The sequence below is a fragment of the Parvibaculum sp. genome, from assembly GCF_035511255.1.
Lineage (GTDB): Bacteria > Pseudomonadota > Alphaproteobacteria > Parvibaculales > Parvibaculaceae > Parvibaculum.
On sequence record NZ_DATKFR010000336.1, the window covers coordinates 1 to 8,298 of the forward strand.

General features: G+C 61.9%; 6 protein-coding genes. 4 read left to right on the forward strand and 2 right to left on the reverse strand.

The window, feature by feature from the left end; translation table 11 throughout:
- A partial coding sequence (locus tag VMR03_RS13130) for an amino acid permease (RefSeq protein WP_325405927.1) occupies positions 1 to 1,137 on the reverse strand: 1,137 nt, incomplete at its 3' end.
- Positions 1,138 to 1,544: 407 nt separating this feature from the next.
- Between VMR03_RS13130 and VMR03_RS13135 the strand changes: the two genes are divergently transcribed.
- Positions 1,545 to 2,447 carry a division plane positioning ATPase MipZ gene (locus VMR03_RS13135; RefSeq protein ID WP_325405929.1) on the forward strand — a complete coding sequence of 301 codons (903 nt, stop codon included), beginning with the start codon at positions 1,545 to 1,547 and terminating at the stop codon, positions 2,445 to 2,447.
- A gap of 9 nt (positions 2,448 to 2,456) precedes the next feature.
- Here VMR03_RS13135 and VMR03_RS13140 read toward each other — a convergent pair whose 3' ends face one another.
- On the reverse strand, positions 2,457 to 4,241 hold the full coding sequence (locus VMR03_RS13140) for a serine hydrolase (RefSeq protein ID WP_325405931.1): 1,785 nt from the start codon (positions 4,239 to 4,241) through the stop codon (positions 2,457 to 2,459).
- A 645-nt stretch (positions 4,242 to 4,886) separates the two neighbouring features.
- Between VMR03_RS13140 and clpS the strand changes: the two genes are divergently transcribed.
- The 3 genes from clpS (at position 4,887) to VMR03_RS13155 (ending at position 8,178) form a co-directional block, all read left to right on the forward strand.
- Entirely contained in the window at positions 4,887 to 5,216 is a 330-nt protein-coding gene (gene clpS / locus VMR03_RS13145; protein WP_325405933.1) for an ATP-dependent Clp protease adapter ClpS, read from the forward strand.
- Positions 5,217 to 5,273: 57 nt separating this feature from the next.
- A complete protein-coding gene (gene clpA / locus VMR03_RS13150) occupies positions 5,274 to 7,658 on the forward strand; it encodes an ATP-dependent Clp protease ATP-binding subunit ClpA (RefSeq protein WP_325405935.1) in 2,385 nt (794 codons plus the stop codon).
- A 142-nt stretch (positions 7,659 to 7,800) separates the two neighbouring features.
- On the forward strand, positions 7,801 to 8,178 hold the full coding sequence (locus tag VMR03_RS13155) for a hypothetical protein (RefSeq protein ID WP_325405937.1): 378 nt from the start codon (positions 7,801 to 7,803) through the stop codon (positions 8,176 to 8,178).
- Positions 8,179 to 8,298 lie beyond the last annotated feature (120 nt).

Below are 8,298 nucleotides of genomic sequence, written 5' to 3' on the forward strand. Positions count from 1 at the left end.
CGTCGCTCCAGTCCAGATCGCCGCCACCGGTGTCCGGCGCGTTGGCGAGACCTTGGCGAGCAACTTGGAGAAGGGCAGGCCGCCGTCGCGCGAGAAGGCGAAGATCATGCGCGAAGCGGAGGTCACCGTCGCCAGACCGCAGAGAAGCTGCGAGATGAAGATGGCGACATAGAGGATTTCCTTCAGGCCGCCCGGAACCCGCGCGTCCATCGCCCAGAAGAAGACGTTCCAGCCCTGCTTGGCGGCCTCATCCATGTTCGGAATGAGCAACACGAAGGAGCAGAGCATGATGTAGCCGAAGACGGCCGACCAGATCACCGAACGCACCATGCCGCGTGGCACGGCGTGCGCCGCCTTCACGGTCTCTTCCGACGTGTGCGCCGAGGCGTCATAGCCGGTGATCGTGTAGATCGGCAGCAGCAGGCCGAGCAGGAAGACCCAACTGTCGGAAACCTGCGGCCAGACACCGCCGCCGATGTCGCCGGAATAGTTCTGGAAGGTGAAGAGACGGCCGAAATCCCAGCTGTCGGCAAAGACGAAGCAGACGATCGTGAGCGCAATGGCGGTCGCGAAAATCAGATAGCCGGAAAAATCGGTCAGCATCGCGGTAAGCTTGATGCCGTAATGATTGATGAGCGCCATGCCGCCCGTGATGATCGCAAGGAAGATCATCTGGTTCGTCAGCGTGTTTTCAATTCCGAGCGCCGTCCCGAATGCGCCGACGAAGAAGGTCCAGGTGCCGACATTGATGGCGCCGAGAACGGTGATGAGGCCGAGAAGGTTGAACCAGGCAGTCACCCAGCCCGTGAAGCGATTGCCGAGCAGCGATCCCCAGTGATAGAGGCCGCCCGCGGTCGGATAGGCCGAACTGATCTGTGCCATGGCGAGCGCGAAGACGCCGGAGATGGCGCAGCCGAGGGGCCAGCCTACGCCGATGCCGAAGCCGCCGGCCCCCGATGTTGCCTGGGCGAGCGAGTTGATGCCGCCAGACAGAATACAGATGATGGAGAAGGAAATCGCGAAGTTGGAGAAGCCGCCCATCGAGCGGCTAAGCTCCTGCGCATATCCCATATCATGCAGTATCTTGACGTCTTCGGAAATATCGCCAGTCCCTGGCGAACTCGGATTTGCACTCATCGTCCCCTCATGTCGTTCAAGTTGTGTTGCGCCGGAGGATCGACGATCCACCGCTAACTCACAGAACCGATGGGAAGACGACGCGCAGCCGTTTGGTCCCCGGCTTTCACCGCTGGACCATACATTCCTCCATATTTCTCAGGCTGGATTGCGACAGCATCATGATTTGCGGCCCCCTTCGGCGAAACCGCGCGGACTTCCCGTTAAGAAGTCTGCACGCTTTCTTTTGGCTTTGTCATCAGGATTGTGAATTTGACGTGTCGGATTTTGAGAATGCCGCTAATCGCATTATCAGATGTGGGGCCGGCGTCAGTTCAGAGGGATTCGCGGATGCATCTCCCGGTTGACGCATGGCGGAGACAAAACGACACTCCGGACGTGGTTCATTTGGGTACGGGTAAGCGGCGATGACGAATAAGGGGGCGGACGGCGGCTCGGCCCATATCGTGGTGCTGGGGAACGAGAAGGGTGGGTCCGGCAAGACCACCACCGCCATGCATCTGATCGCGCTTCTGCTGCACGAAGGTGCACGGGTGGGCTCCATCGACCTTGACGGCAGACAGCGCTCGCTGACGCGCTATGTTGAAAACCGCAAGGCCTGGGCCGAGGCCAACGGCGTCAATCTGGTCATGCCGGACCATATCGTCATTCCACGATCGGAGGCCGACAGCGTCGCCGAGGCGCAGGCGATCGAGAAGATGGCCTTCGAGCAAAGTTTCAGTCGTCTGGCGGCCGAGAACGATTTCGTCGTCATCGATTGTCCGGGGGCAGATTCATATCTCTCGCGGCTCGGCCATGCGGCGGCGGATACGCTCATCACGCCGATGAATGACAGCTTCGTCGACTTCGATCTGCTCGGCCGCGTCGATCCGCAGAGCTGGAAGATCAAAGGTCCCAGCCTCTACAGTGAGATGGTCTGGGACGCTCGCAAGCGCCGGGTCATGCAGGATGGCGGCAAGATCGACTGGGTCGTCATGAGAAATCGTCTTTCGACGCTGGCGGCGAAGAACAAGCGCCGCGTTGAAAGCGTGTTGGAGGCGCTGGCCGCGCGCATCGGCTTTCGCCTGGCGCCGGGTGTTGGCGAGCGTGTGATCTTCCGTGAGATGTTTCCCTCCGGCTTGACGCTGCTCGATCTGCGGCAGGAAGGCGTCGACACGCAGATGTCGATGTCCCATGTCGCTGCGCGGGCGGAGGTGAGGGCGCTCCTCGATGTGCTCGATCTGCCGAGGACGCGCAAAAACACGGACGAGCCGGCCGATGTCCAGATGGAAATGTCTCCGGCGGTGGAGCAGGCGGCGAACGGAAGTTAGCCTGGCGCCTCAGCTCGGCGCTTTTTCCTTGCCGGTGCGCGGCATGGCCCAGTTGGCGGGCGGAATGGCGATGCAGGAAATGCTTTCCCGCGCCAGCCGGCCGCAGGCATTGCGGGCTTCTTTTTCGTCGTCGAAACCGCCGAAGCGCGAACGGTAGAGCGTGCGGTTGTCGGTCGTCTTCACCGGAATGGTCACTGGAACGGCCTTGCCGAGTTCAGGCGCGGCCTTGATTGCGGAGCGGATGCGGTCGACCGCGTCGGCCTGGTCGGCATAAGCGCCGATCTGGATGACCCATGAGCCTTCGGGGATCAGCGGATCGCCCACCCGCCAGCCGCGGTTGGATTGCGCTATCTGGGCACCGGCCGAGCTAGGCCGGAGACCCAGTTGCTGGCCTATCGGTTGCGTTGCCTGATTGCCTTCGCTGGCTTGCGCCGGCGTCACGATCAAATTGCCGAGTTCACGTCCGGCGCTGCGTACCGGCCCCTCGGCCTTGTTGAAGGCGGCAAGGGCATAGGCAGTGGCGCGATCGACGGGCGCGGAGGCCGGGCGGGCGACGGCGACAGATTGTGCCGGACCGACGGGACGAACCGCCGGCAGCACGGCCGGAGCGGCCGGCGCGACGGGTTCCGCGATGGCAACTTGCTGCGGAGGAGCAAGAGGCTTCGCTGGGGCCGAGGTCGCGAGAGGTTTCGCCGCTGACGTCGCGCTGGCGAGCGCGGGCGCCGAAAGCGCGGCCGTCTGGATCGCAACAGCCGGCTTCACCGGAACGACGGCGGGATGTGCGGCGGGCTTGATTTCGAGAATGGGTTTTTCGGGCTCGGCCGAGGTCAGGCTCGCGACCTGGTCGGTGCCGGTATAGGACTCCTCGTCGGGATCGGGCTCGTCGCGGGAAGCGAGCGAGGCGAGAGCCTGACGGTCGTTCTCGGAAATGCCCGATGGTCTGGTGGGCGCTGGAAGAGTCGCAGCAAGCCGCGTTCCGGTATCGCGCATTGCAATGGCGCTGGGCATCGCGCGGTCGAGGATCGAAACCATCTGCAAATCGCGGGCGCGCGCGGTCTTGCCGCCGAGCACCACCCCGATGACCGACTTGTCGTCGCGCCGAACGGTCGTCGTGAGGTTGAAGCCCGAGGCCGCCGTGTAGCCCGTCTTAAGTCCCGTCACGCCTTCATATTTGCCGAGCAGGTGATTGTGATTCTTGATGACCGCGCCGTCCCAGGCGAATTCAGCGGTGCTGAAATACTGAAAGTAGCGTGGAAAATCGGTCTGGATCCGCTTCGCCAGCGTCGCCTGATCGCGCGCCGTGGTGAGCTGCGCCTTGTTGGGAAGGCCGGAGGCGTTCATGTACTGGGTGCGGCTCATGCCGAGCGCCTTCGCCTTCGCCGTCATCAGGCGGGCAAAATCCTTTTCGGTGCCACCGAGAAATTCGCCCATGGCGGCAGCGACGTCGTTTGCCGATTTGGTGACGAGTGCGAGAATGGCGTCCTCGACGCGGATCGTCGAACCCGGACGCAACCCGAGCCGCGACGGCGCCTGATTGGCTGCGTGGGTCGAAATCGGAATGCGCGTGTTGAGCGTGATCTTCCCCTGCTGGAGGCGTTCGAACAGCAGATAGAGCGTCATCACCTTGGTCAGCGAAGCAGGGTAGCACTGGGCGTCGGCATTGCTGGAGTAGAGGACGCGGCCAGAATAGGCGTCCATCACGAAGCTTGCCGATGTCGGGGTAAAGGCATGAGCCTTCTTGCGCTTGGTCGCTGCGTCGGCGCCGCTCGTGGTTGCCAGGCAGGCGAGGAGCACCGCACAGGCAATTCCGAAACTCCGCAGCCGAGGCCCTATGCCGGTGAAGGCGAGGCCGGCCGGCGATATCCTACGCGCAGACGCAAACATACCCCGGAAACCCCTCTTTCCGCCTGCTCCTGCCGGACAGGCCATACATCCGCGACTTAACCCCAAGCATTACTCTATCCGCTGCGGCCCGCCTTGTGAATCCCTGCGGGGTACGAAATCGTCAAAAAACGTCGAGATTCCCGCAGCTTGGATCGGATTGCCAAAATTACGCCTTCGAGGTTACCCATTTGTTAACGACAATTTAAAGCAGGAGTCGGGCCAGACCGGATCGCTTGCTTTCGCTTTGCTTCCGCCCGCGACAATCCGGATTCGCGTCCCCGGATGCTCAAAAAAACGCCGCGGGACTTCATGTCGCGAGCTGCGATGCCCTCATCCGGTCGCACATGGCGGCGAATGCTAAATCGGTGGACAAGTGACGGCGATGGGAACCGAGTCCGGTTTCGACACGTATCGGGCTTTGAAATCGCCGGGATTCACCTATGTAATAGGAGCATCGGAAGCGCCTGTCCGATGTGAGTCTCTGAATTGACGTTGAGAAATCCGGCTTGCCGGGATGGGAGATTGGCCGGTTGAGTGATTTGGTAGGATCGGGGCATGTCTGACGACAAGCGGCGAGGAGATGACGACGGCACGAATGCCGGCGTCATCACAAAGGCCAAGCCGAAGACCAAGAAGCCCTCCTTGTACAAGGTGCTCCTGCTCAACGACGACTACACGCCGATGGAGTTCGTCGTTCATGTGCTGGAGCACTTCTTCAACAAGGGACGGGAAGATGCCACCCGCATCATGCTGCACGTGCATCAGCACGGCGTCGGAATCTGCGGCCTCTATACGTATGAGGTTGCGGAGACGAAGGTCACGCAAGTCATGGATTTCGCACGGCAGCATCAACATCCGCTGCAATGCACGATGGAGAGAGAGTAACATTCAGGTCGCTAGTTGAGTCACTGGGCTGACGCGCAGCGGAAGGAAAGGTCTTAAGTGCCGACATTTTCACGCAGTCTGGAGGAAGGCCTACATCGGGCACTGGCGCTCGCCAATGACCGTAATCACGAATATGCCACGCTCGAGCATTTGCTCTTGGCCTTGCTCGACGATCAGGATGCAGCCGCCGTCATGCGCGCCTGCAACGTCGATCTCGGCGTTCTACGCCAGCAACTTACCAATTACATCGACAACGAGCTTTCGAGCCTGGTCGTCAACGACGGCGAGGATTCGAAACCGACTGCCGGTTTCCAGCGCGTCATCCAGCGCGCGGTGATCCATGTTCAGTCGTCGGGCCGCGAGGAGGTGACGGGCGCCAACGTGCTTGTCGCGATGTTCGCCGAGCGCGAGAGCCACGCCGCCTATTTCCTGCAGGAGCAGGACATGACGCGCTACGACGCCGTGAACTACATCAGCCACGGCATCGCCAAGCGCGCCGAAATGAACGAGACGCGTCCGGTGCGCGGCGCGACGGAGGGCGAGGCGGAGCCGCGGGAGAAGCCGCGCGCGGGCAAGGAGCGCTCGACCGAGGCGCTCGACGCCTATTGCGTCAATCTCAATGAAAAGGCGAAGGCCGGAAAGATCGACCCGCTGATCGGGCGCGAGAAGGAAGTCGAGCGCACGATCCAGATTCTCTGCCGCCGCTCGAAGAACAACCCGCTCTTCGTGGGCGATCCCGGCGTCGGCAAGACGGCCATCGCCGAGGGGCTCGCACGCCGCATCGTCAAGGGCGAGGTGCCCGAGGTGCTGCTCGACGCGACGATCTTCTCGCTCGACATGGGTACGCTGCTCGCGGGCACGCGCTACCGCGGCGACTTTGAAGAACGCATCAAGGCGGTCATCAAGGAGCTCGAAGCCTATCCGGGCGCGATCATGTTCATCGACGAGATCCATACGGTGATCGGCGCCGGTGCGACATCGGGCGGCGCGATGGATGCGTCGAACCTGCTGAAGCCGGCATTGGCCAGCGGGACGCTGCGCTGCATCGGTTCGACCACCTACAAGGAATACCGCCAGCACTTCGAGAAGGACCGGGCCCTCGTCCGGCGCTTCCAGAAGATCGACGTGGCGGAACCGACCGTGCCGGATTCGATCAAGATCCTGAAGGGTCTGAAGCCTTACTACGAGGACTTCCACAAGGTCCGTTACACCAACGACGCAATCAAGTCGGCGGTGGAGCTGTCGGCGAAGTACATGCACGACCGCAAGCTGCCCGACAAGGCGATCGACGTCATCGACGAGGCGGGCGCTTCGCAGATGCTATTGCCGGAGTCGCGCCGCAAGAAGACCATCGGCGTGACGGAAATCGAGAGCGTCATCGCGACGATGGCGCGCATCCCGCCGAAGTCGGTGTCGAAGACCGACACGGAGAAGCTGAAGGACCTCGACGTCGAGCTGAAGCGCGTCGTCTTCGGGCAGGACAGGGCGATCGAGGCGCTGGCCGCGTCGATCAAGCTCGCCCGCGCCGGATTGCGCGAAGCGGAAAAGCCGATCGGTTCCTATCTCTTCTCGGGTCCGACAGGTGTCGGCAAGACGGAAGTCGCGCGCCAGCTCGCCTCCATCATGGGAGTCGAGATGCTGCGCTTCGATATGTCGGAATACATGGAGCGGCACACGGTCTCGCGTCTGATCGGCGCGCCGCCCGGTTATGTCGGCTTCGATCAGGGCGGTCTCCTGACCGATGGCGTCGACCAGCATCCGCATTGCGTGCTGCTGCTTGACGAGATCGAGAAGGCGCATCCGGACCTCTTCAACATCCTGTTGCAGGTCATGGATCACGGCAAGCTGACCGACCATAACGGCAAGAAGATCGACTTCCGCAATGTCGTCCTCATCATGACGACCAATGCGGGCGCATCGGAAGCGGCGAAGAACGCCATCGGCTTCGGCGGCGGCAAGCGTGCCGGCGAGGACGAGGATGCCATCAAGCGCCTCTTCACGCCGGAGTTCCGCAACCGTCTCGACGCGGTCATTCCCTTCGCGCCGTTGTCGCCGGAGATCATCGCGCATGTGGTCGAGAAGTTCGTGCTGCAACTCGACGCGCAGCTCGCCGACCGCAACGTGACGATCTCGCTGACGCCGGAGGCGAATGCCTGGCTCGCCAAGCGCGGCTACGACGATCAGATGGGTGCGCGGCCTCTCGCCCGCGTCATCCAGGAGACGATCAAGAAGCCGTTGGCGGACGAGGTTCTCTTCGGACGCCTGACCAAGGGCGGCCATGTCACCGTCAAGGTCGGTGACGACGATACGCTGACCTTCGACATCGAGGAGGCGGCGCTCCGCAACCCGGGACCGCCGAAGAAGCCCGGCACGCCGAAGAAGGGCGGAGCCGGCGACAATGACGGCGGCGCCACGCCGAAGGTCCCGCTGCTCGTCGAATGAGAGACGCAAAAGCTTCAAACGGCCCGGAAATATTCCGGGCCGTTTTTTATTTGTGCGGCGCCGTTCCGCCCGTCGAAGGCGGATGCCATCGCTCCGTTATTTCCTGTATAAAAAGCCGGCCAATACCAATCGGAGAATTGGGATGAACGAAAAGAGCATCGACGCGGCGATGAAGTGTCTCGACGATTTCATGACCGCCTTCAACGCCCGCGATCTCACGGCATGGGAAAAGACCTTCAACTTCCCGAGCGTGCGGCTGGCGTCGAACACGCTGGCGATCATCGAGCCTGGCTATCACAAGCCCGATCTTTTCGAGAAGGGGCTCGGCGAAGGCTGGCATCATTCCGGCTGGGATCGCCGTGAGGTTATCCATGCCGGTGACGATAAAGTACATCTCGATACGCGGTTCACGCGCTATCGTGCAGACGGCAGCGTCATCGGGCACTACGATTCCATCTATGTCGTGACGAACGAAAACGGCCATTGGGGCATCAAGGCGCGATCAAGCTTCGCGCCGTGACGATTGAGTAAAAGAAAAACAGGGACGAGGAAATATCATGATCGGCTATGCGACACTCGGCAGCAACGACCGCCAGAAATCGGGCGCTTTTTACGACGAACTGCTCGGCATCCTCGGCGC